General features: G+C 56.8%; 20 protein-coding genes, 2 tRNA genes and 3 pseudogenes. 12 read left to right on the top strand and 13 right to left on the bottom strand.

Annotated elements, in window-relative coordinates:
- Nucleotides 1-29: 29 nt before the first annotated feature.
- From AC0L7U_RS16685 to AC0L7U_RS16665, 5 genes and pseudogenes are all read left to right on the top strand, one after another.
- Nucleotides 30-413, top strand: a pseudogene (locus AC0L7U_RS16685) (DMT family transporter); the annotation flags it as partial.
- Nucleotides 414-525: 112 nt separating this feature from the next.
- A complete protein-coding gene (locus AC0L7U_RS16680; RefSeq protein ID WP_473695874.1) occupies nucleotides 526-975 on the top strand; it encodes an EamA family transporter in 450 nt (149 codons plus the stop codon).
- 121 nt (nucleotides 976-1,096) lie between these two features.
- Nucleotides 1,097-2,149 (top strand): cation:proton antiporter, encoded by a 1,053-nt coding sequence (locus AC0L7U_RS16675; RefSeq protein ID WP_473692269.1) that lies wholly within the window; start codon nucleotides 1,097-1,099, stop codon nucleotides 2,147-2,149.
- A 41-nt stretch (nucleotides 2,150-2,190) separates the two neighbouring features.
- Nucleotides 2,191-2,934, top strand: a complete 744-nt coding sequence (locus AC0L7U_RS16670; RefSeq protein WP_473692267.1) for a hypothetical protein — start codon at nucleotides 2,191-2,193, stop codon at nucleotides 2,932-2,934.
- Between the two features lie 49 nt (nucleotides 2,935-2,983).
- Nucleotides 2,984-3,679: a cyclic nucleotide-binding domain-containing protein gene (locus AC0L7U_RS16665; RefSeq protein ID WP_473692265.1), complete on the top strand. Its 696-nt coding sequence runs from the start codon at nucleotides 2,984-2,986 to the stop codon at nucleotides 3,677-3,679.
- A 3-nt stretch (nucleotides 3,680-3,682) separates the two neighbouring features.
- On the opposite strand, the gene mnmC2 is transcribed toward AC0L7U_RS16665, so the two are convergent.
- Complete coding sequence (mnmC2, locus tag AC0L7U_RS16660) at nucleotides 3,683-4,447, bottom strand: tRNA (5-methylaminomethyl-2-thiouridine)(34)-methyltransferase MnmC2 (protein WP_473692263.1); 765 nt, start codon at nucleotides 4,445-4,447, stop codon at nucleotides 3,683-3,685.
- Between the two features lie 201 nt (nucleotides 4,448-4,648).
- Here mnmC2 and AC0L7U_RS16655 point away from each other — a divergent pair, with 201 nt between their 5' ends.
- Both AC0L7U_RS16655 and AC0L7U_RS16650 read left to right on the top strand, forming a co-directional pair.
- Nucleotides 4,649-5,785: an NAD(P)/FAD-dependent oxidoreductase gene (locus AC0L7U_RS16655; protein WP_473692261.1), complete on the top strand. Its 1,137-nt coding sequence runs from the start codon at nucleotides 4,649-4,651 to the stop codon at nucleotides 5,783-5,785.
- A 120-nt stretch (nucleotides 5,786-5,905) separates the two neighbouring features.
- On the top strand, nucleotides 5,906-6,376 hold the full coding sequence (locus AC0L7U_RS16650) for a YbaK/EbsC family protein (protein ID WP_473692259.1): 471 nt from the start codon (nucleotides 5,906-5,908) through the stop codon (nucleotides 6,374-6,376).
- Nucleotides 6,377-6,378: 2 nt separating this feature from the next.
- Here the strand turns inward: AC0L7U_RS16650 and AC0L7U_RS16645 are convergent, their stop codons facing one another.
- Nucleotides 6,379-7,272, bottom strand: a complete 894-nt coding sequence (locus AC0L7U_RS16645; protein WP_473692257.1) for a GntR family transcriptional regulator — start codon at nucleotides 7,270-7,272, stop codon at nucleotides 6,379-6,381.
- A 193-nt stretch (nucleotides 7,273-7,465) separates the two neighbouring features.
- On the opposite strand from AC0L7U_RS16645, the gene AC0L7U_RS16640 reads away from it, so the two are divergent.
- Entirely contained in the window at nucleotides 7,466-8,974 is a 1,509-nt protein-coding gene (locus AC0L7U_RS16640) for a UxaA family hydrolase (protein ID WP_473692255.1), read from the top strand.
- Between the two features lie 83 nt (nucleotides 8,975-9,057).
- Here the strand turns inward: AC0L7U_RS16640 and AC0L7U_RS16635 are convergent.
- Nucleotides 9,058-9,132 (bottom strand) — tRNA-Gln (locus tag AC0L7U_RS16635).
- A gap of 320 nt (nucleotides 9,133-9,452) precedes the next feature.
- On the opposite strand from AC0L7U_RS16635, the gene AC0L7U_RS16630 reads away from it, so the two are divergent.
- A tRNA-Pro gene (locus AC0L7U_RS16630) sits at nucleotides 9,453-9,531 on the top strand.
- Nucleotides 9,532-9,719: 188 nt separating this feature from the next.
- On the top strand, nucleotides 9,720-10,190 hold the full coding sequence (locus tag AC0L7U_RS16625) for a MarR family winged helix-turn-helix transcriptional regulator (protein ID WP_473692253.1): 471 nt from the start codon (nucleotides 9,720-9,722) through the stop codon (nucleotides 10,188-10,190).
- Between the two features lie 67 nt (nucleotides 10,191-10,257).
- Here AC0L7U_RS16625 and AC0L7U_RS16620 read toward each other — a convergent pair whose 3' ends face one another.
- From AC0L7U_RS16620 to AC0L7U_RS16585, 8 genes and pseudogenes are all read right to left on the bottom strand, one after another.
- The gene (locus tag AC0L7U_RS16620) at nucleotides 10,258-10,683 is read right to left on the bottom strand and encodes an ester cyclase (protein ID WP_473692251.1); all 426 of its coding nucleotides are present in this window, start codon (nucleotides 10,681-10,683) and stop codon (nucleotides 10,258-10,260) included.
- A gap of 191 nt (nucleotides 10,684-10,874) precedes the next feature.
- Nucleotides 10,875-12,251, bottom strand: a complete 1,377-nt coding sequence (locus AC0L7U_RS16615) for a response regulator (protein WP_473692249.1) — start codon at nucleotides 12,249-12,251, stop codon at nucleotides 10,875-10,877.
- 126 nt (nucleotides 12,252-12,377) lie between these two features.
- Entirely contained in the window at nucleotides 12,378-12,875 is a 498-nt protein-coding gene (locus tag AC0L7U_RS16610) for a response regulator (protein ID WP_473692247.1), read from the bottom strand.
- A gap of 32 nt (nucleotides 12,876-12,907) precedes the next feature.
- On the bottom strand, nucleotides 12,908-14,617 hold the full coding sequence (locus AC0L7U_RS16605) for a PAS domain S-box protein (RefSeq protein WP_473692245.1): 1,710 nt from the start codon (nucleotides 14,615-14,617) through the stop codon (nucleotides 12,908-12,910).
- A 36-nt stretch (nucleotides 14,618-14,653) separates the two neighbouring features.
- On the bottom strand, nucleotides 14,654-14,986 hold the full coding sequence (locus AC0L7U_RS16600; protein WP_473692243.1) for a hypothetical protein: 333 nt from the start codon (nucleotides 14,984-14,986) through the stop codon (nucleotides 14,654-14,656).
- A 150-nt stretch (nucleotides 14,987-15,136) separates the two neighbouring features.
- Nucleotides 15,137-16,429: a GGDEF domain-containing response regulator gene (locus AC0L7U_RS16595; RefSeq protein ID WP_473692241.1), complete on the bottom strand. Its 1,293-nt coding sequence runs from the start codon at nucleotides 16,427-16,429 to the stop codon at nucleotides 15,137-15,139.
- A gap of 103 nt (nucleotides 16,430-16,532) precedes the next feature.
- Nucleotides 16,533-16,847, bottom strand: coding sequence for an Hpt domain-containing protein (locus AC0L7U_RS16590; RefSeq protein ID WP_473692239.1), 315 nt, complete (start codon nucleotides 16,845-16,847; stop codon nucleotides 16,533-16,535).
- A 306-nt stretch (nucleotides 16,848-17,153) separates the two neighbouring features.
- Nucleotides 17,154-18,631: pseudogene (locus AC0L7U_RS16585) on the bottom strand (helicase HerA domain-containing protein).
- 579 nt (nucleotides 18,632-19,210) lie between these two features.
- Between AC0L7U_RS16585 and trhA the strand changes: the two are divergent.
- Nucleotides 19,211-19,759 (top strand): PAQR family membrane homeostasis protein TrhA, encoded by a 549-nt coding sequence (trhA, locus tag AC0L7U_RS16580; protein ID WP_473692237.1) that lies wholly within the window; start codon nucleotides 19,211-19,213, stop codon nucleotides 19,757-19,759.
- 97 nt (nucleotides 19,760-19,856) lie between these two features.
- Here trhA and AC0L7U_RS16575 read toward each other — a convergent pair whose 3' ends face one another.
- Together AC0L7U_RS16575 and AC0L7U_RS16570 are read right to left on the bottom strand one after the other, a co-directional pair.
- The gene (locus AC0L7U_RS16575; protein WP_473692235.1) at nucleotides 19,857-20,168 is read right to left on the bottom strand and encodes a L,D-transpeptidase; all 312 of its coding nucleotides are present in this window, start codon (nucleotides 20,166-20,168) and stop codon (nucleotides 19,857-19,859) included.
- 22 nt (nucleotides 20,169-20,190) lie between these two features.
- On the bottom strand, nucleotides 20,191-20,586 hold the full coding sequence (locus tag AC0L7U_RS16570) for a hypothetical protein (RefSeq protein ID WP_473692233.1): 396 nt from the start codon (nucleotides 20,584-20,586) through the stop codon (nucleotides 20,191-20,193).
- 252 nt (nucleotides 20,587-20,838) lie between these two features.
- Between AC0L7U_RS16570 and AC0L7U_RS16565 the strand changes: the two are divergent.
- Nucleotides 20,839-21,913, top strand: a pseudogene (locus AC0L7U_RS16565) (dipeptidase).
- Nucleotides 21,914-22,535: the final 622 nt, after the last annotated feature.

The following is a 22,535-nucleotide window of genomic DNA, read 5'->3' as shown; positions in this document are numbered from 1 at the left end:
TGACGGCGAAATCCACACTAGGAAACGCCATGTTTGCCGGTCTTCGTGCCCTCGCGGAACGTCTCAATTCGAACGCCTACGTCCTTCTTTTGGTCTGCACCCTTTTTTGGGGCGGCAATACCGTGGCCGGGCGTCTTGCGATTGGTGAAGTCTCACCGCTGGCCATTGTCGCTTTGCGCTGGATCATCGTGGCGGCCGTCATGCTGGCATTTCAGATGCGCCACCTAAAGCGTGAGTGGCCGTTGATCCGGCCGTATTTCCCGAAGATGGTCGTCATTGCCAGCCTTGGCTTCACGGCGTTCAATTCGCTGTTTTATATCGCGGCGCATGACACCACCGCCGTCAACCTCGGCATCATTCAGGGCGGCATGCCGGTTCTGGTGCTCGTCGGCGCGGCCTTGATCTACAAAACGCCAATCCGCCTGCTGCAAGCCGTCGGCATTGTCACCACACTGATCGGTGTAGCAATGGTCGCGTCGCAAGGCAGCCTGCAAACGCTGCTGAGCCTGTCGATCAATCCGGGCGATGGCTACATGCTTATTGCCTGCCTGTGTTATGGCGCCTACACGCTGGGACTGCGCAATCGACCGCAGGTCTCCGCGATGGTTTTCTTCACGGTTCTGGCCTGCATTGCGGCGTTCGTTTCCCTTCCCGTCGTCAGCTATGAAATCATCACCGGCACCGTGCAATGGCCGACCTCCCATGGCTGGCTGGTGGTGCTCTACATCGCTTTTTTACCATCGCTTCTCAGCCAGGATGCTGTTCATGCGCGGAGTCGAACTGATCGGTCCGGCGCGGGCAGGCATCTTCATCAATCTGGTGCCCATCTTCGGCCCGATCCTCGCTATTGTGCTTTTGGGAGAGGCCTTCCACCTTTATCACGCCATTGCGCTGGCTCTCGTGCTGATCGGCATCTGGCTGTCGGAGCGCAAGGCCACGGCGCTGGCCAAGGAAAAGCAAGACGCACAGACCTGAAGCATCTGAAGGACTGATTTAAAGACACAGCCGCAACTTTGGCTGTTGGAAAGCCTCAAGGAGAATGGGGAAAGCGTTAGCCTGCCTTGTCAGGGGCCTATTCCCTTGTCACATTTGAAAAATGCAGACACCCATTCTGATCTCGGCTTTTGCTGGCCTTCTCGTCATCATTGCTCTGCTCCAACCGTTGGCGCGACGGTTCGGGCTTTCCCCGAGTGTGCTTCTGGCTCTGGTCGGCACGTTGATCGGGATCAGTGCGACGTATCTGCTCTACACCACCAGCACGAGCGCCTTTGACCGGATCGCCGCCGTCTTCGTGCATGTGCCGCTGGATGCCCAGCAAATTCTGTATGTCTTCCTGCCGATCCTGTTGTTTCAGACCGCGCTGACACTGGATTTCCGGCGCGTCATCGAGGACGCCGGACCGATCCTGGTGATGGCCATCGTCGCCGTGTTCATGGCAACCTTCTTCATCGGCTTTGCACTTTATCCGTTGTCCGGAATGCCGCTTGTGGTCTGCCTGCTGCTCGGCGCCATCGTCGCCACCACGGATCCTATCGCGGTGGTCGACATCTTCCGCGACATCGGTGCTCCGGCGCGTCTCGGACGCATCGTCGAGGGTGAAAGTCTGCTCAATGACGCTGCCGCCATTGTGCTCTTCGTCATTTTGTCGCGCATGCTGATCAGCGGCGGGCATCCTGATCCAATGCAAGCCGCCATGGCCTTCGTACGTTCCTTCGCTGGCGGTATTCTGGCGGGCTGGCTGGTGGCCCGGCTGTTCGTCATGCTATTGCCTTTGCTGCGAGATCTACGTCTTGCACAAGTCACAGTCAGTCTGGCCCTGCCCTATCTTATCTACGTCATGGCCGATCAGATTGCGGATGTGTCAGCGGTCGTCGCAGTGGTCTCGGCGGGGATCGTCTTCAATCTGTCTGGCCCCTCGCGCATTGCACCCGACAATTGGAAGTTTCTGCATGATGTGTGGGAGCAGATCGACTTCTGGGCGTCGTCCTTCATTTTCATTCTCGCTGCCATTTTGATTCCGCATCTGGTGCAAGGGTTTGATGCGGTCGACTTCCTTCTTTTGGGGGTGCTCGTCCTGACTGCCCTGACCTCGCGGGCCATCGTCATTTTCGGAGTGCTTCCGCTTTTGACACGTTTCAAGATCGGCTAGGAAGTCAGCACCGGCTATAAGACAGTGATGCTGTGGGGGGAATGCGCGGCGCCGTTACGCTGACGCTGGCGTTGAGTGTATCTGAGAATGCCCTTATTTCGCCCGAGGCCACCAGCTTCATCACCAAATTATCGACCAGTTTTGTACTGTTCACATTGCTGGTCTATGGCACCAGCCTGAAGCCACTGATTGCGCTTTTGAAGATGAACCAGCTCTCACCACGCGACAAGGCGCTGCGCAATCAGTTTCAGGCGCTGGTGCTATCCGACGTGGAGCAGGATCTGGAAAAAACAGCCTCGCGCCACGGCATTGAAAGAACTGTCGCTGGTCCGGTCATCGAGGCCTATCGCAGCCGCGCGGAACAAGCCGCAGCCGAAGCCAACTCGCAGGAAGATCTGACGGACAAGCAGCGTGTGACGCTGGGACTGATTGCCCTTGCCGATCGGGAACGGGAATTGGTGTTGAAACGATTCTATGAAAAAATCGTCTCCAGCCGCTCCGTCGCCTTGCATTTGGCCCACGCAGGACGGATTTTCGACCGCACGCTGGCTGAAGGCCGTGCCGGATACATCGGCGCTGCGCGTCATCCCTTGAATTTCGGGTTTCGCTACCAGCTCGGGCAATGGCTGCATAGGCGCTTCAAGATCCAGTTTTATCTGGCGGGCTTGCTGGAATATCGCTTCGAATATCTGATGGGGACAGGCATCAGCGCTGGCCGAGCTGATCCGCTTCAACCGGGATCGCATCGAGCCGCTGTTCGGCGGGCGCGTTGCCGATATTCTTGAGCGCACTCTGGAGAACCGGCTGGAGGACATCACCCGCGGACAGGAAGCCATGCGTCTGCAATATCCCGATTATGCCGATGCGCTGGAAGCCACCATGTTGCGTCGAAGCGCCATGCGGATGGAAGATGCTGCCTACATCGAGGCACGCGAACATGCGCTGATTGGCGCGGAACTGCATTCGGACCTGAACAAGGAACTGCGGCAACTGCGCATCAGCGAGCGGAAGCCGCGGCTGGATCTGGGGTTGAATACCCTTGATCTGCTGGCGCAACATGCCCTGTTTGCCGATCTGTCTCACGATCGGTTGCACCAGATTGCCAAGCTCATGCATCCGCAATTTGCCGTGCCCGGCGAGCGGCTGATCCAGCAAGGCGGGCGTGGTGATACGGCGTTTTTTATCTCATCCGGCGCTGTGGAAGTGCGCACCGAAACGCATGTCTTCCGTCTCGGGCGTGGTGAAATGTTCGGGGAAATCGCTTTGATCACCGGCAATCCGCGCATGGCCGATGTCGTCGCGCTTGGCTATTGCCAGCTGCTGACACTGTCGAGCGCCGACTACAAGCGTTTCATGGCACGTGAGCCGAAGATCCAGGAGCACATCTCACGTTTGGCGAATGACCGGCAGGATCCGCAAGCGCTGGCTGAAGATCTTCTGGATGACAATGCCGCCCGCTCCGATGCTCACGAAGAAGCGCTGGCACGCGATGAGGAAATCGCGCTTCATCGGGATCCATCAAAGAGCTGAGGATCAGACATCGTCTGATATGTCGCCCAGGGATATGACCTGCAACTCACTTCCAGTCTGCGCAGTCATGCTTGTTGCCTGTAAACCTGTGTCTGTGTCTGCTAGAGGGCGCTGGCCAATGACCATTTCGCGCTTGCCCTTGAAGCCCTTGGTCTTGGAGATGTCAAAGCCAGCCGCCTGCAGATTACGTCGCACCCACCCCGCCGCCGTATAGGTTGCCAATGTGCCGCCGGGGCGTGTGGCCTCAAAGGCGTGTTGCAACAGAGGAAGTTCCCAAAGCTGCGGATTGCGCGAGGGCGAAAAACCATCAAGAAACCATGCATCGACCGGCCCAGCCTGATGGGCTGTCAGGATCTCCGCAAGATCTGCCACCATGGAGCGTGCATCGCCGAGCGCAAGGATCAGCCGCGCGGGTCCAAACTCCAAAACATTCCAACCGCGTTCTGGCGACCAGCGAGACAGCAACTCTTGCGCCTGCGACGCAAGCGAGGGCCAAGGTGCCAGCGCCTGCTCAAGCTGGTCCCGCGACATGGGATAAAGTTCGAACGAAACGAACGTCAGGCGCGGTGTCTGTTGGCATTGGGAGACCGCCGCAAGGGTCGTGAGGAAATTCAGCCCCGTGCCAAAGCCGAACTCGGCGATGGTGAATGCCTCCTCTTGCGCCCAGCGCTCGGGCAGACCATTGCCTGCCAGAAACACATGTTGTGTTTCCTCCAGCCCCCCTGCCCGAGAAAAATAGGTATCCTCGAAGGCCGTGGCTCGTGGCACGCCATCCTCCAGCCATTCGATATCGGGCGCTTGGATGCCAGAGCCAAGGTCCGTCAGTCGCCATTTTTCTCGTTCGTCCTCTCTTCAGCCTGTAACAGAGTGCTTGCCACAAGGTGCTGCTCCTTTTAGGACGAGCCACACCAGAGATAAAGCCATGAGGTCTTGTGTTGCTGACACACCTCATGCTCACAGGATGCCCTTATGCCCAAGCCGTTACAGCGCCACGTTGACCTTGCCATCATCGGTGCCGGCATTTTTGGTCTGTCGATTGCGCGCAAGGCGATGTCGGAGGGCTACAGCGTTGCAGTGATTGAGCAAGCGCATGTGGGAGCCGGGGCCAGCGGTGGTGTTCTGGGTGCATTGATGCCACACATGCCGGCGCGCTGGAATGCCAAGAAAGAGTTCCAGTTTCAGGCTTTGGTGACTTTGGAAGATGATATCCGAACGCTGGAAGCCGAAAGTGGTCTTTCGACAGGCTATCGCCGCTGCGGACGCATTTTACCGCTGACAAGCGAAGACAAGCTGGCGCATCATCAGGAGCGCGCCGACGAGGCAATCCAGCGCTGGCATTCGCAAGAAACCGGCTTCACCTACCAGGTTGAACCTGCTGGCAGCCGCAGCCAATGGCTGGAGGCCACCGCAGCCCCATTCGGCATCGTTTATGAAACACTCGCAGCGCGCGTTCAGCCGATGGCCTACCTTCTCGCGCTTGCAGAGTTGGTACGCCGTCAAGACGGCTTGTTCGAAAAGACCCACTACCTGGGCTTTGACGCTGCAACTGGCACGGTCGAAACCGATACCTCCGATCTGGTGCTGTCGGCCGACCGGGTCGTTCTGGCCAATGGACCCGCCGCCTATGCCGAGATCGAACGTGCCACAGGACATAGCATTGGTCGTGGCGAAAAAGGTCAGGCTCTGCTGCTGGAGGGCATGGATCTGGCTCATCAGCCCGCAATCTATTGCGACGGACTTTATGTCGTCCCGCATGACGATGGCACGGTGGCCGTGGGCAGCACCTCCATCCGCCACGCGACCGACACGGTGATCGAGCCGGAGGCAACCCGTGATCTGGTCGCCCGCGCCACCGCCTTCTGCCCATCACTGCAAGGCAAAGCCATTGTCAGCGAATGGGCAGGCGTGCGTCCCCGATCCAACACCCGAGAACCCATCGTCGGTTTGCTGCCGGGCCACGAGCGGCTCTATGCAGCAACGGGCGGCTTCAAGATCTCCTTTGGTATCGCCCATCTGATTGCAGAAGCCCTCATTGCCGAGATCTCCGGTAAGGCACCGCGCGTTCCCCTGCCCGACCGCTACACCCCCGCCCCTCATTTCGCCTGATGGCTTGGCCGCAGACAGGTGCATCTTCGAGTACGCAAAGGACTTGCCTGTAGCCGTCCCGCTCGGTACGATCTCGTGCTCGTGAATTTCTTTCCCGTCCCGCCCCCATCAGGAGCCATCATGAGCCTGGACAGCGTGCGTAATCACTTGAGCAAGGTTGCTCCCGACCTTATCGTTTTGGAAACGGAGGCCAGTAGCGCCACCGTGATGGAAGCTGCGGCAGCACATGACGTCGCTCCCGGCCAGATTGCCAAGACACTGTCGTTTTCCGTCAAGGAGGATGTGTTCCTGCTGGTGGCCCGCGGCGACGCACGCATCGACAACAAAAAGGCCAAAGCTGCCTTTGGTGCAAAGATCAAGATGCTGCCACTGGAGCAGGTTGAAGAGATGACTGGCCATCCGGTCGGCGGTGTCTGCCCCTTTGGTCTGGCACAACCGATCAAGGTTTATTGCGACGAAAGCCTCAAGGCCTTTGACGAAGTGCTGCCGGCCGCCGGTGCCCGCAATGCGGCAGTGCGCATTACCCCGACGCAAATGGCCGACATCACACAGGCCGAATGGGTGGACGTTTGTCAGCCCCCGGCAGGTTGATCTCAACTCCAGTTGACAGAGCTCATCAGGTTGCCGCGCGCAATACGCATATGTTCCTCGAAAGCTGCGCGAGCCTCTGTCTCCCGCCCTGCCAGACAGGCCTCCAGTACCCGCAAATGTTCTGCAATGGCCGCGCGATTGCGCACCACTTCATCACGCTTGTTCCATTGATAATGATAATGCACGATAATTGAGATCCGACCTATGAAGTCGTCGATGAAACGATTGCCAGACGCTGCGGAAATCAGCCGATGAAAGCGCGCATCCAGGGCGGGGAAATCGCGCATATGAACGTCGTCTTGCGTCAGCAATCCGGCATGGGCGTCTTGCAGAGCTTGTAATTCCTCACGAAACTGCGGTTCGTGTGCGCGCTCCAGCAGACGCGTAAACGCCAGCCGTTCCATCATCTCGCGCACATCGAACATCTCACGGGCAAATGCCAAAGTGAACCCTTTCAGCAGCCAGTGCCGATTGGGCTGTTTTTCAATGAGACCAAAGGGCTGAAAACGGATGAGAAAGTCGCGCACCGTCGCTAGAGGCACCTCGAACCGGCGCGCCAGATCGCTCTCCGCCAGCGCCGTGCCCGGCGGCACATCACCGCGCAAGATCCATTCCAGAAACTGCCGCTCCAGCTTCTCCGAAGCGCTTTCCACCTCGTCAGTCTCGAAATAATCCGCGGCCTGAGGCGGTCGCAGCAGCAGCTTGTCGCGGCCCTGCCACGACACCAGTTCCTGCTCTGTCAAGCGCGTGAGAACATTGCGCACCGTGGTGCGACTGGCTGAAAGCTGCTCCGCCAACTCCGTTTCCGGCCCCAACCGGTCGCCCGGCGTCAACAGGCGCAGATGGTCCAGCAGAGCATTGAAGGCTGTTTTGAAGGTCAGATTATGACGGGCCAAGCAGCAGCATTCCCTTTTTGCGCAATCATGCCAGATCTACGCCAAAAAACCATTTGACGGCAAATGTACTTTATAAATAAAAAACAGAATAGAGGAGACGACCCACGCCTGAACGAGGCATGGGTCAGCACACAGCACCGGCTGACGGCGGCAAATGAGGGTTTGCCGACCACCGGGTCCGGTGCCAGCACAAATGGACGCAATCACCATGGCCCCCAAGCTGATGACACTCAACACCGCCGACACTGTGGCCGTTGCCCTGAGCGACCTTGCCGAAGGCACGATGCTGGAGGGCATCACCGCGCGACAGCCAATCCCGCGCGGCCACAAGATAGCCCGCAAGGCTATGACCAAAGGTGCGCCTGTGGTGAAGTACGGTCAGGTGATGGGCGAGGCAACCGCCGACATCGCCATTGGTGACCATGTCCATTCGCACAATTGTGCCCTCTCCGAAACGCATTCGGACCAAAGCGCGTTCACCGGAAGCCGCCATGATGCACCTGCCCGCCAGACATTCATGGGGTTTGAGCGCCCGAATGGCCGCGCCGGCACGCGCAACTTCATCGGCATCATCGCGTCGGTGAATTGCTCGACCACCGTGTGCAACACCATTGCCATGGAAGCCAACCGCACGCTGTTGCCACGCTTTCCCAATATTGATGGCTTCGCACCGCTGATCCATGATCAGGGCTGCGGCATGGCCAATCGCGGTGAAGGCTTCGACACGCTGGTGCGCACCTTGAAAGGCTACCGCGACCATCCGAATTTCGGCGGTGTGCTGATCATCGGCCTCGGGTGTGAGGTCAACCAGTTGACCCTCTATCCGCCGACGGACTGGACCAAGGACCGTTACCAGACCTTCAACATTCAGGATGTTGGTGGCTCTCGCTCTGCCGTGCGCCGCGCGTTGGAGTTACTGGAGCCGATCTGCGAAAAAGCAAACACGGACACGCGCAGCGAGCAACCCGTCTCCAAACTGACATTGGGCATGCAATGCGGCGGCTCCGACGGGTTTTCCGGCATCACCGCCAACCCGGCGCTGGGCGTTGCCTCCGACATGCTGGTCGCCGCGGGCGGCACGTCCATCCTGTCGGAAACGCCGGAGATCTATGGCGCGGAACATCTGCTCATTGCCCGGGCGGATGCCGACACCGGCCAGAAAATCAAGGATATGATCTCGTGGTGGCGCGACTATGCCGAGCGCAACAACGCCTCGCTCGACAACAACCCCAGCCCTGGCAACAAGAAGGGCGGCCTGACAACCATTCTGGAAAAATCGCTGGGAGCGGTGGCCAAGGGCGGCCTTGCTCCCGTCTCGGGCGCCTATGCCTATGCGCAGAAGATCGACCAACCCGGCTTCGTCTATATGGACAGCCCCGGCTATGATCCGGTGGCCGCCACGGGACAGGTCGCCAGTGGAGCCAATCTGATTGCCTTCACGACCGGGCGCGGCTCCTGCTTTGGCGCAAAACCCGCCCCCTCGATCAAGCTGTCGTCCAATTCGGAGCTGGCCCGGTCCATGGCCGAAGACATTGACATTGATTGCGGTGTAATCATTTCGGAAGGCGTCGCGCTGGAGGCCATGGGGGCAGACATCTACGCGCTGCTGCTGGATACGGCTTCAGGCAAGAAAACCAAGTCGGAAGAATTCGGATACGGCGACAATGAGTTCGTGCCCTGGAAGATCGGCGCCACGCTCTAAGCCCCCGGAGCTGATCAGCCCGACAAAAACCACCGCGCAATGCAAGCGCAGTGCTGTCAAATCTCTTCAAGGTCCAGGAAAGTTGGCTGGGGTGGCAGGATTCGAACCTGCGCATGCCGGTACCAAAAACCGGTGCCTTACCGCTTGGCTACACCCCAATGCCGTGAGGACGGTGTATAGCTTTCCCACCTGACTTGTGCAAGTCCCGTGCCTGCGTTTTCCAAGCCTGCGACGCGCAGTTTTCCCCAAGAGCATTCCCTTATCGCAGGGACGGCAGCAGCGCACTGAAAAGCGCCCTCACCTGTCCCTCACCGGATGATTGACGCTCATCCACATCCCCTGAGAAAACGGTAAAATTTGTCACATAACCCTCAAACTGGGTCTTGCCGAAGGCAAGGCACGGTGATACACAGCCTCCACATCAGCGAGGCTAACACCTTGCTGTTCCCGACAAGCCTCTGGCTTGAAATAAAAGGTTCGGAGTGTAGCGCAGCCTGTAGTAGCGCACCTCGTTCGGGACGAGGGGGTCGGAGGTTCGAATCCTCTCACTCCGACCATTCTTTTCAAAGACTTATCTGACAAGAATGGTCGCCCTCTGGGCAGGGCGACAGGTATGGAGACTGTTTTACAGTCCGTGCCGCTGTTGCGCTTTGCCCAATTCAGCTAGAAGACAGTCCTGCCCTTTTCTGCTGATCGGTGCGACGGCACTCAGGGGCTTTTCACGCACGAGAAAGACTGTTGCCTCATGCCAAGCCGCCCACCACATCCGCAGACCTCCGAGACGACCGTCACACCTGAGCTTTTGGCATTGGCCGAAGACTTGCGCATGGCCATTGGTGGTTTTGTAAGACAGGTGCGAGCGTCGGCGGACACACCAACAACGGCGCGGGAAGAAACGCTGGGATTGCTGGACAGACGTGGCGCATTGACAATCACCGACCTTGCCAAGCTTCGCAATGTCAAGCACCAGAGCATGCGCCTTGTCATCAATCAGATGGAGAGCGAGACACTTGTCACACGAGAACCCGACCCTGCTGATGGTCGCAGCCAGCGTATCACCCTGAGCGACCGCGGGCGAACGTCTTTGACCACCTTCCGGCACGCTCGCAATACCTGGATCGCCAACGCTCTCGCACATAATGTGAGCTCCGACGAGCGGGAGATTCTACGTCAGGCCGCAGCGATCTTGCAGCGCCTCGGGACCGCAGGCACCTGAGTGCTCCGGACCACCTCAGAAAACCTGCGTCCACGAGCCGCCCCAAAACAGGCCCGGCCAGCACATCTTATGATGCGGCCGCCTGAGACTTCAGGACGGCGAGCACCGACGGCAAAGTATTGATGCCCCAATGCTCGACATACTGTCCGTTTTCAACGCGCACGATATCAATGATGTCAATGTGGATCGGGTGTCCGGTTGCAGCAATTCCCGCCAGTGTGCCTGTGTGACGTCCCGAGATCGTCTTTCGGGTCACGACCTTGCCACCTTCTTCCACCTGATCGTGGATCGTGACTTTCATGTCCGCCAAGGCCGGGCGCAGAATGTTTTGAAAGGTGTTCCACATGCCCTCTGGACCTTTGGGCGCTCCCTCTGGTGCAGCATGATTGATAAACCCCGGAGCCATCAGCGCTTCGAAAACCACATGGTCTCCTCCCTCAATGACATCCTTGTTGAACAGGCGGACAACTTCTTTCGGCGAACGATGCGACATGCTTTCTCTTACACTTCCGGCAATCGCGCGGCAACTGCAGCGGTGATTGCGCTTTTTAAATACAGTTAAACTGTATATATATTTGAAAGACCCTTTTCAACCGAAATGCCGCTGGTCGTTCGGTTTTAAAATATGGCCAGCCTCCTGTCAGACAGGAGAGATTTGCGCTCGATCTCACAAAACGGCGCTGGTCAGCGAACGAACATCACACCGATTTCGTCATGCACCTGCCAACGGCGCTCAACCAGGAAGGTTTCAGACAAGCCATTGACTACCAGCTTGAAGTGATTTGGGGCGACGAATTCATCTTCCACCCGCAAGAGAGCCCCCTTGCTGGACAAGTTCAGAACGGTACATTCGAGACTCAGGTTCAAGGCTTCAACATGGATCACACCGGACTTGAACACACGCCGACGATGCTCATAGCGACGTGGAGCCTCACTTGAGCGTCGCTCATCGTCGAGCGGCTCCTCGGCATTGCTGCGGCGATCCGGAATCGGCTCCAGCGTTTCCAGCTTCTCATCCAGCGGAAGATCGGCCTGTACCGCCTCCTCGTCGCCAAGTCGGCGCGTATCAACAGACTGCAAGCGCTCTAACTCAAGGCGGTCGAGACAGATCTCGATCAATTGGTCGGCTGTGCTGGCATCTTCCGGAAAGCGCGCGCAACTGATGGTCGGCTCGATCTGCAACTTCTGCTCCGAAGAGTCGCGAAAGAAACAGGCCCCAGTCCTCAACTGGTCGGTAAAATGCGACAGCGCCAGATCGCTCATGCGCTTTTCAACCACGAAACAGACGGTCATGAGATCCAGATGACCGATCAGAGCTCCGTTCACATCCAACTTTGCCACCTGACGAGAGAAGTCGCGGAAAAGACGCTCACTTTTGGTCTGCCCCAGTGTTTTGCGCAGGTCGCGCAGATACCGAACGGAGGTTGCAACAATGACAAAACCCGTGTCGTCTTCGTTGCCGGGGCGTGGTTCGCTGCCAGAGTGGCGTTCATGCCCTCCGGCATGGGCTGCCACGGGAACCCGAGCTGCACGCTCTGCCAGTCTGGCGCTGCATTTGGCCACAAGCCGCTCTATGTGCGAACGGACGTAGACCTGAGAATAAAAGCCGGTGAGGCGGTCGAGCCGATGCTGACTGCGCAGCAGATCACGCTCCTGGACGATGGTCTCAAACTCGCGCTGGCGTTGCACGGTACGCTCAATCGCCACCTGCAACTCCCGTTTACTGAACTTGCGCTTCGACACATAATCATTGAACCCAATGCGAAACGCCTTGGTGACGATGGCCTCGTTTCCGGTTCCCGTCATCAGGATCATCGGCGGTGCAGGTGTCAGCATCTGCATGACTTTATGCGCCAAAGAAAAACCCGTCGTCGACCCGAGATCATAATCGATCAGAAGGCAATCGACGCGACGTGTTTCCAGAAATTCGAAAAAGGCCGCCTCCGTTTGCACACCATAGACCTGCATGTCTTCGCTACCTTGAAGCGCAAGAGTAGCAAGCTCCAGAAACTCTGGATCATCATCTAAAATCAATATTGTCAAACCCGGAAGCCGGCTCATGATTTAACGCCTTTATTCCCTTTTGATACTCATTTACATCTTTCATTTTATTATAATTCTTAAAATCTAAAAATATATTTAACTTTATTTTTACCAATATAAACTTCAACAATGTAAAATTTTACATTATGCAATATTAGATATATTCTCGAAATTCTCCATATTTTTCCTGTTCTTTATAATTTCTGCTTTGATGAGCTCGACAAGTTCACTTGTATCTGTCCGAGATTTCACCACCGTCATTCCCACGCGAGGATCTCTAATTTTCTGATCCATCGCAGAAACAACGATGATAGCCGGATCCTGATCCGGAGGCAGATCATCAAGCAGATCAAGGCCATTTTCATATTGAATAGACCGATCCAGAAGCAGCAGATCGAACTTCGTCTTCTTCAATTGTTCGCGCGCCTCATCCATTGTCGAAACAGGCACCAAGGTCACATCGTCTCGTAGGGCCGCGGCCAACACGTAAGCAAAATCAAGGTCATCCTCCAGATGCAAACCGAGCAGAGCACTCTTGTTAGGCCCAACAAGCTGCTTCTCTTCTTCCGGCACCGCCGAAAACTCGATCCAGAACGTCGTGCCCTGGCCTTCGACTGAAATGAACCCGATCCGTCCTCCCATGGCGTCAACAAATCGTTTGGTAATGTTCAGCCCTACAGGCCTGTGCCACTCTGCTTGCGCTTCGAGCTGCTATCCGCCTGCAGGAAGGGCGAAAAAATATTCTCCTGGAACGGCCGCGGAATCCCGGCGCCTTTGTCGACGACCTCAATGCGACCGGATCCTGATTTGAAAACCGCGCGCAACACAACTTCGCCATCCGTATGAGAAAATTTGAAGGCGTTCGACAGCAAATTGCCAAGAACTTGCTGGAACCTGTTCGGGTCAACTTCGACGGAAAACGGCGTCGTCGGATACTCAACGCGCAAGGACACACCCTTTTCCCTTGCGTAGCCGTCATTCAACTCCGCTGCCTTGTGCAACTCGTCGCTGATATTCACGCTTTCCAGCGAGAACTCCATTTTCTGTGCTTCCAGTTTCTCAAAATCGAGAATGTCATTCACCAGCAAGATCAGACGTTCCGTATTTTTCTGCGCCATATGCAACATGCGCCGGGGAGCCTCGGTCCCCTCTTCGGGCATCAGCTTATTGACGAGGGCCAAAGAGCCTCGCACCGAGGTCAAAGGCGTGCGCAATTCGTGACTCACCGTGGCGATGAACTCCGAGCGCAGCATCTCAACCTTCTTGCGGGCGGTAATATCGCGAATGACGCCGCTGAACTTCGTCTCACCGTTTGCCTTCAATACGTTGATCGCCAATTCGATCGGGACAAGCTCGCCGTCCTTCGTCAATCCCTCCAACTCCCGGATGGTCTCCACGATCTTACCACCACGCCCTTCGCGATAGCGCTTCAGGAACATGTCGTGACCAACGGCGATGTGTTCAGCCATCAACATGGAAATATTGCGTCCCAGAACCTCCTGCGCCGTGTAGCCGAAAATTTTCTCGCAACTGGGATTGAACTTTTCGATGCGACCGTAATCATCAATGAGAATGAGGCCATCCAACACATTGTCGACAATTGCATTGGAACGGACCTTCTCCGCCACCAACGCGCGTGAGTTTGTCGCCAGCGTTCGCGCCAGATCGCCGATCTCATCGGTTCGCCCGACAGGCAGAGAGCTGGCAAGTGTCTCCTGATCACTCTGCCGCACGGTCCATGTCAGCCGATGCAAGGGACTCATCAACGTGCGCGCCATGATCAGCGACAGCAGAGTGCTGACGACAATGATCGCCCCTGAGAAAAGCACCACCTGGATCACCGCTCTTTGCGCGTTCGCCATCAGCAACGCCTTCGGTTCACTCAGCAAAATGAGGATCTGACGGCTGGGCAATGTCCCTGAGATATCGTAACGCATAAGGTAGCCAATGGCATCTGGCGTCTCCAGCATGCTTTCGCTGTAGGTCGACATGCTGGCCTGCTTGATCAGAGACGGAGGCTTATAATCGGGCGCACCAAAAAGATGCAAAGACCCTTGGTTGTTGTCCCCAAACGGCAGGAATTCCATATAGTCCTGCTTGTCATTGATGATGTAGGTGTCAGCAGCCGTTTGCGTTTGATTGAAGGTCTGGCGCAACCACTCTGCGTAATTGACCTCCAGAATCAGATAGCCAAAAATGCCTTTGGTTTTCTCATCCAGGATCGGCTTGAAGGCATAGAGCTTCAACAGGGCTTCCGGCGTACGGCTATTGGCATCGCCAGAATTGAGGATAGAAAAACTGACTTGATCCACCGGGGCATTGCTCGCCAACGCAAGCAAAGGATGGCCGCGCAGAGTTCCAAGATCAAATGCCAGCCGGCTCAAAGGTCCATATTGCGTTTCGTCAACGCGTACGAGTTACTAGCCATCCTCATCGGCCCGGACCAGCCGCAGATTAAGATAGGCTGAATGCCCCCCGAGGAAGGCTTTGAAAATGGTTGTCAGTCGGATCTTGAGCAAATCAAGCGACATATTGCTGACAGGATCAAACCCGCCTTGACGGTCGGCCCGCACCAGATTCTCGATGGGTAGGGCCCGCCCTGTCGCAAGCACATCCTGCGCCAGATAATCAAAACTCAGCTCGATCCGCTGGGCCAGAAGGCGCGTTTGCCCTGCAATGGCAAAGCGTGCTTGTTCACGTGCCATATCCTGAATGCGGTAATACGCGAAAAGGCTGACGGCAAGCATGCTCACCAGGACGCACCCGCCCGTCAGCAGCATGATCCGTTTTTTCATGGAGCCCGAAAAACGGTACTTCAACTTTGACCAAATGGAACGACGAGTGACGCGTTCCGGAGATATGCTCTTGCCCTGCCGCATAAAATTCCCCTCGCATTCCCTTGCTCATCCGGCGGATGACAATGGACTTACGTCCTCATCGCTTTCATCATCACCAGCTACCGACTGCCGTCCTTCGAAATAGACATTGACCTGATTGCGACCGTTTTTCTTGGCGGCATAAAGGGCTTCGTCGGCTTTGCGCACCAAGGCTTCCGGCGACGGCGTCGAGTTGCTGCCGCACACACCGGCGCTGAAGGTGACTTGAAATGTCTCCGAGCCGCCGTCGAATTCGATCTTCGAGAAATTCTCGCGGATGGTGTTGAGAATGTTCAGAGCCATTTCGGGCTTCGTGTCGAGGAACAGAATGGCGAACTCTTCGCCGCCGTACCGCCCGATAACGTCGCTGCTGCGAATAGCGACCTTGAGCCGCGCCGAAAAGGCTTGCAGCACCCGGTCGCCCGCCTGGTGGCCATAGGTGTCGTTGACTGACTTGAAATGATCGAGATCCAACAGCGCCAGCACGATTGGGGCACCGGTTCTGCCGGTGCGCTTGAACTCGTCGTCCAGCCGCTGCTTGAAATGTGCGTGATTGTAGAGACCGGTCAGACCATCCTTGCCAATGGCGTTGCGCAGTTCCAATGCGCGCGCCACCCGCATGCGGATCATCCGTGTCAGTTTTTCCATATCTATCGGCTTGCAGATAAAATCATCACCGCCGATGGCCCGTGCCTGATCCTGAATGCGGGTATTCTGCTCGGCAGACAAAAACAGGATGGGCAGATTCTGGTGACGCCGTGACAGACGCAGGGCCTTGGCAACCTCCAGCCCATTGGCTTCGGGCATGTCGATGTCCATGACCACCAGATCCGGCGAGGTTTCCGCAATTACTCCTTCAGTCAGCAGCGGATCGGTCAGCGTCGTCACTTCCATACCGGTTTCGCGCAGTGCCAACGCACAGAATTCCGAGGCCAGCTCATCATCGTCAATGATCAGCACCTTGGCATTGTCGGTCTCGCCGCCTGTCAGCTCAGACAACCACGAACTGACATGGGTCGCATCCAGCGGCGCCTCGATCAACGCAGTCACATGATGACGCGCAACCTCCAGCTTGAAGTCGAAATCATAGCGCGTTGCCAACAGCAACACAGGGCAGGATCGACCGATGGACCGGCAGATCTCGAAGTCCCGGTCCATGTCATGGTTCACAAGCGCGGCAACACAGGAACCATGGAAAGCGAATTGCGATCCGTCGATCACACCAAATCCCAGTGCAACGAGCGCATCCCGCGTCTTCTTGAAAAGCTCAGGTTTCTCAAGAAGAAAAATATTCTTGTTGCGACGGTTTTTCGTACTCATGCCCAATTGCCCAACACCAGCGAATTTGAAACTCTGAACCTTCACGTCAAAAAGAAGGCTTCAACAACCCATTTTGGCGCACCTGAAATTACACGTCGTCTTGTCAGATCTTCACCTTGATGACCCCGCACAGATGCTCGGTCGCTCCGGCGATCTGAGCCAAAGACACTTTATTATCAATCGCAACTTCAACGCGTTGCGCGGGATCAGTCAGGTCGTCAAAGCCAAACAGACTTGCAGTGCCAGCCAGACGATGGGCCGTTCTGCGAGCCTCCTCGCGCAGGTCATCCGTATCCGCAGGTGTGCCGAGATCCCGCGCCAAGCCCTCAAACAGCGCAAGATCGTTTTTCAGGCGTACACTGAAGGCTGCGGCCATTTGCTGCCGCCGGATTTCAAAAGCTTCGGACTGCTCAGACATATGCTTTCCCGTAATAACCAAAGTCATTACGAGCTGCGTCTCTTAATATAATTTGAAAATCTCAGTCGTTTCAGGAATAAATAAAATGTCTTACTGATAAAATTGCTTATAAACACAGATTAATATTTATAATACCACTGTAAATAATGACACTTCTTCCCTAGAGGAAGATTATATTACAGCAAACGAACAGCGCCAGACGAAGCCAAGCTATGACGAAGCGTTGCCGACAGGCGCGGAACGACACCCCAAGTATGTTTCGACCCGGGAAACAGATATTTGCCGTGCGGGAAACGCAAACCCGGTTCAGGCGGCGGCTTCATCGCCCGGGGCCGTCTGCCACCCCAAATCGGTCAACGTGACGATGCGATTACCGCGCAAATCCGTGGCACAGACAAGAAAGCCGCGCTCTTCCATATGACTGAGCAACCAGCGCGCGCGTCCCGGCGAGCGGGTGCCATAGGCTGTTGCAATCTCACGATTGCCCGGACACGGCGCCTTGGCCAATGCAGCCTTGGCCAACAACAGATAAACGCCGCGCATGTCCTCGGGCAGTTCACCCGCGACAAGTTCAGCCTTCTGCCACTCACCATCGTCCATCTCGCCTTTATCGATCCCGGCGCGGGCCACCGACAACTTCTCACGGAACATCTGCAAGTCCGGCGCTCCAGCCTAGCAATTTGGCAATGCGACACCGCACCTGAAAATCCTGATAAAGCGAAGCAATCGGCTGAAAGGCTGCGTCCGTCTCGCTCAGGATTTCGCCGATGATCACATCAATCTTTTCCTCACGCTCTCCGTAGTCGAGCAGCGTCGCAGCCGGTTCCACCGCCGCCTCCCGTGCGCCATGCGCGGTGGTGAGTTGGTTCAGCACGTCGTCGGTCGAGACTTCCGGTTCAATAAAGCGACGGCGTGACTGGGTCTCCTCGCCCGCCCCCGGCGAGAAAATAAGATCCTTTGCCTCATCCTTGGGCTGTTCGGGCAAGGGCATCAGCTTGTGATGGCCACCGCGCCCCGATGTTTCCACCGGACCGATCTTGACCGGGATCGGGCGACGCGACAAGGCAGGCCCAAGCGCGACGAAATGGCCGCGATCCAGATTGCGGAAAGTCTCTGCCTGGCGGCGTTCCATGCCAAGCAGATCTGCAGCGCGCGACATGTCGATATCGAGAAACGTGCGCCCCATCAAAAAGTTGGAGGCTTCAGCGGCGACATTCTTGGCCAGCTTGGCAAGACGCTGCGTCGCGATAATGCCTGCAAGGCCGCGCTTTCGTCCGCGGCACATCAGGTTTGTCATGGCGCCAAGCGAGCGGCGGCGGGCTTCTTCTGTCACTTCGCCTGCGGCTGCGGGGGCAAAGAGCTGTGCTTCATCGACGATGACAAGCATCGGATACCACAGGTCCCGGTCAGCATCGAAAAGACCATCTAGAAAAGTCGCCGCGGCCTTCATTTGACGATCCGCGTCCAGGCCCTCCAGGTTGAGAATGACTGAGACACGATGCTGGCGCACACGCCCTGCGATCATTTGCAGGTCTTTTTCGGTGCCCACCGCGTCCACAACGACATGACCATGCTTTTCAGCCAGAGAGACGAAATCGCCTTCCGGGTCGATGATAGCCTGCTGCACCACAGGCGCTGGACTGTTCAAGAATACGGCGCAAAAGGTGAGATTTACCCGATCCGGAGTTGCCCTGAACAAGCAGGCGGGTGGCCAGAAGCTCTTCAAGGTCCAGCTCGGCTCGCTCTCCGCGCGCCTTTTCTCCGATATCAATGTTCACCGTCATCTCAGCTTCCGAAGCATCCGTTTCAGTTCAACATGGCGTGTCTGATGTCCAGGGCATGAAACCCTTCTACGAATGGCGGGATCCGCCTCGCCTCTCCGTTCAACCGGGTCGGGCCGACCCACTGGAGCACAAAATTTCTGTTCGGCGACGGACCTTTGCGCGCGCCTCTCGTGGCTTTTGCCGAGTCACGCCCCGACCGAAGAAATGGACAGCCCTGATCTACCTGCCTTGCAACGGCAGAGCAAGTCTTGACGGGCACATATCGAGGCTTTTCGGCCGTGCTCCTGCACGGAAAAACGCCAGCTTGCGCAAGCCCCAATGTAGCAGACACAGTGCTGCGAGCGTCACAGAGGAAGACCCCGGCTGTTATCCATCAGATGACGCCCTGTCACCGATCTTTCGTGGGAAGCATCTTGATCACGACACACGCGTCATGCACCCTGAGAGGAATTCAACCGAGATGCCAGAGGGAGACTGCCTTGCGCCAGGTCACTTCAGCCGAGAAAATTGCAGACGGCACAATCCACATCATTGGCATCACGCTGGGACTGATCGGCACTGGCAACCCTGATCGTGCTGATGTGGGATAATCCAAGCACACCGCGCCAAGTCTCCGTGTTCGTCTATGCGGGCTGCCTGCTGGCCATGCTGATCTGCTCGGCGCTGTACAACATGCTGGCGAAGGACAACAAGGCAGGCATTCTGCGGCGGCTTGACCATGCTGCCATCTTTCTGCTGATCGCCGGCACCTATACCCCTCTGACCTCAATGGTCATTGGCGGACTGACCGGACGCATCATGCTGATTGTCGTCTGGGCCGGCGCCGCAACCGGTGTCATTCTGAAGCTGGCCCACCTCAAGAAACTCGACCGGCTGACGGTTCCGATCTGCCTGGCCCTTGGCTGGGTGGTGGTTTTCGGCATCAAACCCCTGGCCGAACATGCGTCGGTGTTTGCCTTGTCAATGATCGTCATTGGCGGGTTGCTCTACACCGCAGGCACGGCGTTCTACGCCTGCAAACGGCTGCCCTTTCAGAACGCCATTTGGCACGCTTTCGTGCTGGCCGCCGCCATTTGCCATTTCACTGCCGTTCTAAGCGACGTTGCGCTGCATGGCTATGCGGCCTGAAGCGACGGCTGGTCGACACAGGATACCCACGAACCAAAACAAAAAGCCCGCATCCTATGACGCGGGCTTTTTCGTGTGTGCAATCGGTCTGAACCGATCAAATGGCGTCGGTCTGATCCTTGCCCAGCACCAGAACCTTGGTGTCCAGCGGCACGCGGGCATAAAGATCAATCACGTCCTGCTGCCACATGCGAATGCAGCCCGAGGACACGCTGTGGCCAATGCTGCTCGGCTCAGTCGTGCCATGAATACGATAATAGGTGTCCTGAAAACCCTGATAAAGATACATGGCACGAGCCCCCAGCGGATTGTGTGGACCACCATCCATACCGTCCTTGTAGCGACGCAGCGACGGCTGACGGGCAATCATCTCGCTCGGCGGCGTCCATGTCGGCCATTCGCGCTTCATGCGGATTGTCGCATCACCCGACTCAGGCCATGCCCGCCCGCCCCACGCCCACGCCATAGCGCAGCGCCTGCGTCGACGACAAGATCCAGTACAGGAAGTGATGATGCGGATCGACGACGATGCTCCCCGGGCGGGCACGCGACTTGTGATTCACAATCTGACGCCAGAACTGACGATCAACAGCCTTGTAATTGATGGCCGGAATGTGAAATTCCCCGTCTTCGCGTGCAGCGTAAGCGGTTTCATAATCAAACTGCTCATCCGGCAGCGGCGGCTGATCATGCAGGCCAACCGAATAACATCCGGCCAAGGGCAGACAAAACGCAGACAATCCGCCCAAAAGCAGCATCCGGCGCGTCGCCCCATCCGGCTGGGAAGGATCAACTTTTAGAGAGGGCGAAGGGATTCTCTGGTTCACAATCAAATGCTCCTTGATCGACAGGCTGTCTTCTCATTGCCTAACAAACGCCGCATGACAAGTCCCGTTCCTTTGTTTCTGCCTCATATGTGGCAGTGATCAGCACAATTGAACGGCAGCCCCCTCTTTCCAAAGTCACTGAAATAAGACAGGTTCTTGGAATGCTCCCCCACCGGCGAACAGGGTGCGTTGCTCGCTGGAGCCTGCTCCGCGCCACAATGTTCCCGACTTTTCAAGAGTTTTCTTCAATCCATGTCAGATACACCAAGCCCTAACACCCCTCTCGTTCCTGTTTTTGACGGTCACAATGACACGCTTCTGCGTCTCGTCACGCAGCGCGGCACTCCCAAACAGACCAGTTTCTTTGAGCGCGCCAACCACGGCCATATCGACCTGCCGCGGGCGCGCGAAGGCGGTCTGGCGGGTGGCCTGTTTGCCATGTTCGCCCCTTCGAACATTCATCAGGATTTTTCCAAGCCCTACGATCCGAACGACGCCAAGAATTATGCGCCGATCAAGCAGGAAGAAGCCCTGTATTTCACCATGAAGATGGCGGGCGAAGCCTATCGCCTCGAGCGCGAGTCCGACGGCCAGATCAAGATCTGCCGCTCTGCTGCAGACTTGCGCTGCAGGCGATGGACGAAGGCGTTCTGGCGATGTCTCTACACATTGAAGGCGCGGAAGCCATCGATCCCGAGTTTGATGCGTTGGAAACGCTGCATGGAGCCGGCCTGCGGTCCATCGGTCCGGTCTGGAGCCGCCCCAACATCTTCGCCGAAGGTGTTCCAATGAGCTTCCCGGCCTCGCCCGACATTGGCAACGGCCTGACAGATACGGGCAAGGCACTGGTCAAGGCCTGCAACGAGCTCAAGATCCTGATCGACCTGTCCCACCTGAACGAAAAAGGCTTCTGGGATGTCGCCAAGAGCACCACTGCGCCCTGGTGGCCAGCCACTCCAACGTTCACGCGATTTGCCCCAACGCCCGTAATCTGACGGATCGGCAGCTTCATGCAATCCGCGAAAGCGGTGGCCTTGTCGGCATCAACTTCCATTGCGGCTTCCTGCGCGAAGACGGTGTCATGAGCACCAACACGCCGCTGGATGTGGTGGTGCATCACGCGGCCCATCTGATCGAACATCTGGGCGAAGATGGCGTGGCTCTTGGCTCTGACTTCGACGGCTGCATGGTGCCCGCTGGCATCAAGGACGCCGCCGGCCTGCCAAATCTTATTCAGGCCTTCCGCGACGCCCAGTTTGGTGAAGACGTGATCCGCAAAATCGCCTCAGAGAATTGGCTGTCGGTTCTTGAACGGACGCAAGCATAATGAAATCAAAAGGATATAAGGGAAAACCCTTATATCCCAGTCTTCGACGAAATTCTAAATGCATTCTACGTATTTAACACAATCCACTACTCGCAAACTTGTGACCTCAATGTGTGTGCATCATCGCTATTTCTGCGAAGAGACCTTCGAGAAACATGTTACGTAAGGTTAATCAAGTTCATGAGTGACGATGAGCTTTATTGACTGCGAAACGACAGAACCGAACGAAGATATAAGTGCAAAGCACAAGCTCGCCGGAGTTTCTATTGTTTCGGCTTGATACATGGATCAAGCACACCCCATCGACGTGAAACCCACCGCTCCTTTCTGGACAAAATCCAGAAAGGAGCGGACACGTCAACATCGCGCCCCCTACCCTGCCTCGACAAACGCCCCTGCGCATGCGGCCGTGTTCGGCACGTACTGTCGGCGACAGCGCGATGCAATCTTCCTTTCGCCTTGGCAAAACGCTTGGGTCGGCGATCAGAGCCTGGGGTTCCACCGCCCTCTCGCCAGTTGGTGGTAAGGCACAGCAAAAAGGGCACCCTGCGCACAGGATGCCCCCCTCATGATCAATGCCTCCGACCCGGCCAACGGCTTTCGCACCCATCAGACCAGAACC

The organism is Roseibium sp. 10G30-5 (assembly GCF_055809635.1).
The sequence above is the reverse complement of the archived record's forward strand: the minus strand, read 5'-3'. Positions and strand labels throughout refer to the sequence as shown.

What these genes read in the sequence shown, in the direction of transcription:
- AC0L7U_RS16680 (WP_473695874.1), top strand. Translation starts at nt 526, where the DNA reads ATGGCTACATGCTTATTGCCTGCCTGTGTTATGGCGCCTACACGCTGG.
- AC0L7U_RS16675 (WP_473692269.1), top strand. Translation starts at nt 1,097, where the DNA reads ATGCAGACACCCATTCTGATCTCGGCTTTTGCTGGCCTTCTCGTCATC.
- AC0L7U_RS16670 (WP_473692267.1), top strand. Translation starts at nt 2,191, where the DNA reads ATGCGCGGCGCCGTTACGCTGACGCTGGCGTTGAGTGTATCTGAGAAT.
- AC0L7U_RS16665 (WP_473692265.1), top strand. Translation starts at nt 2,984, where the DNA reads ATGCGTCTGCAATATCCCGATTATGCCGATGCGCTGGAAGCCACCATG.
- AC0L7U_RS16655 (WP_473692261.1), top strand. Translation starts at nt 4,649, where the DNA reads ATGCCCAAGCCGTTACAGCGCCACGTTGACCTTGCCATCATCGGTGCC.
- AC0L7U_RS16650 (WP_473692259.1), top strand. Translation starts at nt 5,906, where the DNA reads ATGAGCCTGGACAGCGTGCGTAATCACTTGAGCAAGGTTGCTCCCGAC.
- AC0L7U_RS16640 (WP_473692255.1), top strand. Translation starts at nt 7,466, where the DNA reads ATGGACGCAATCACCATGGCCCCCAAGCTGATGACACTCAACACCGCC.
- AC0L7U_RS16625 (WP_473692253.1), top strand. Translation starts at nt 9,720, where the DNA reads ATGCCAAGCCGCCCACCACATCCGCAGACCTCCGAGACGACCGTCACA.
- AC0L7U_RS16620 (WP_473692251.1), bottom strand. Translation starts at nt 10,683, where the DNA reads ATGTCGCATCGTTCGCCGAAAGAAGTTGTCCGCCTGTTCAACAAGGAT.
- AC0L7U_RS16615 (WP_473692249.1), bottom strand. Translation starts at nt 12,251, where the DNA reads ATGAGCCGGCTTCCGGGTTTGACAATATTGATTTTAGATGATGATCCA.
- AC0L7U_RS16610 (WP_473692247.1), bottom strand. Translation starts at nt 12,875, where the DNA reads ATGGGAGGACGGATCGGGTTCATTTCAGTCGAAGGCCAGGGCACGACG.
- AC0L7U_RS16595 (WP_473692241.1), bottom strand. Translation starts at nt 16,429, where the DNA reads ATGAGTACGAAAAACCGTCGCAACAAGAATATTTTTCTTCTTGAGAAA.
- AC0L7U_RS16590 (WP_473692239.1), bottom strand. Translation starts at nt 16,847, where the DNA reads ATGTCTGAGCAGTCCGAAGCTTTTGAAATCCGGCGGCAGCAAATGGCC.
- trhA (WP_473692237.1), top strand. Translation starts at nt 19,211, where the DNA reads ATGTGGGATAATCCAAGCACACCGCGCCAAGTCTCCGTGTTCGTCTAT.
- AC0L7U_RS16575 (WP_473692235.1), bottom strand. Translation starts at nt 20,168, where the DNA reads ATGAAGCGCGAATGGCCGACATGGACGCCGCCGAGCGAGATGATTGCC.